We start from the raw sequence: 238 nt of genomic DNA, 5'->3' as shown, positions 1-238 counted from the left end.
TTTCCAAATCTTTTTTTATTTCATTTAGAAATTCAGTATATTTATTTTCTATAATACATCTTGTTCTATCAGGCATTGTTGAATTATTTAACACTATTAAATAAATATGTTCATTGTCATTATGCGCCTCAGTATTTAAAACGACTTTATCGTAGAACTTAACAGTTGCTAAAGGTCTCATACCTCCGATAACTCCTAATTTGTACACTATTTCCTCCTAAATATTTTTCTAAAAACT

Annotated in this window: 1 pseudogene; it reads right to left on the bottom strand. The window is 26.5% G+C overall.

The features are described 5' to 3' along the window. Positions 1-208: pseudogene (locus VJI77_RS07730) on the bottom strand (aspartate/glutamate racemase family protein); the annotation flags it as partial. Positions 209-238: the final 30 nt, after the last annotated feature.

Source organism: Parvimonas sp. D2 (assembly GCF_035282635.1).
Classification (GTDB): Bacteria; Bacillota; Clostridia; order Tissierellales; family Peptoniphilaceae; genus Parvimonas.
This window is presented reverse-complemented; position numbering and strand designations above follow the sequence as displayed.